The organism is Giesbergeria giesbergeri (genome assembly GCF_054779375.1).
In genome coordinates this window covers 1-1,241 of the sequence record NZ_BAAGYJ010000022.1, presented here as the reverse complement: position 1 = coordinate 1,241, position 1,241 = coordinate 1, and the positions used below count along the sequence as shown (strand labels likewise).

The window sequence follows — 1,241 nt, the reverse complement described above, 5'->3', positions numbered from 1 at the left end:
CACCAGGGCGATTTCCGCAAGATCGTTCAAGGCGTCAATGACACGCTCGATGCCGTGATTGGCCCGCTCAATGTGGCCGCCAAATATGTCGAGTTGATCGCCATCGGCGACACCCCCAAACCCATCACCGACTCCTACAACGGCGACTTCAATACCCTCAAAAACAACCTCAATGCCTGCATTGAGGCCACCAACCAACAAGCCGCCGCCGCACAATCCATCTCCAAAGGGGATTTGTCGGTATCGGTCAAGGTGCGCTCAGACAACGACATCTTGGCCAAGAGCTTGCTTGATGTGGTGCATGCCGTGGGAGCCTTGGTGGCCGACGCCAACATGCTGTCGCAGGCCACTCTGGAGGGCAAACTCTCCGTGCGGGCCGATGCAGCCAAACACCTGGGCGATTTCCGCAAGGTCATCCAAGGCATCAATGCCACGCTGGAGTCGGTGGTGGTGCCCGTCAACGAAGTCATGGCCGTGCTCGGTGGTGTGGCCCAAGGCGACCTGACACGCAATGTCGAAGGCAACTACCAAGGTGACCTGCGTGAACTGAAAAACATGGTCAACAACGCGGTCAGCAAGATGGCCAGTGTGATTGCCGAAGTGCTCACGGCCACCGAGGCGCTGTCCAACGCGTCCGAGCAGGTCAGTGCCACCGCACAATCGCTGTCGCAAGCGTCCAGCGAGCAAGCCGCCAGCGTGGAGCAGACCAGTGCTTCGATTGAGCAGATGACCTCCTCGATCTCCCAAAACACGGAAAACGCCAAGGTCACCGATGGCATGGCCAGCCAAGCGGCCAAGCAAGCCAGCGAGGGGGGAGAATCGGTGGCAGCGACGGTGGCGGCGATGAAGCAGATTGCCAAGAAAATTGGCATCATTGACGACATTGCCTACCAGACCAATTTGCTGGCACTCAATGCGGCCATTGAGGCCGCACGGGCAGGCGAGCATGGCAAGGGGTTTGCGGTGGTGGCGGCGGAGGTGCGCAAGTTGGCGGAGCGCAGCCAAGTGGCGGCGCAAGAAATTGGCGAAGTGGCGGGCTCTAGCGTGGATTTGGCCGAGAAGGCGGGCAAGCTGCTAGATGAGATTGTGCCCAGCATCAAGAAGACCTCGGACTTGGTGCAAGAGATCACGGCGGCCTCGGAGGAGCAATCTTCTGGGGCGGGGCAAATCAATTCGGCCATCAGCCAGTTGAGCCAAACCACGCAACAGAATGCGTCCAGCTCGGAGGAGTTGGCGGCTAC

The 1,241-nt window shown here is 59.5% G+C and carries 1 protein-coding gene; it reads left to right on the top strand.

The window, feature by feature from the left end:
- Window positions 1–1,241: methyl-accepting chemotaxis protein (locus tag ACYVB2_RS15440; protein WP_382434981.1), on the top strand; the 1,241-nt coding region annotated here is incomplete at both ends.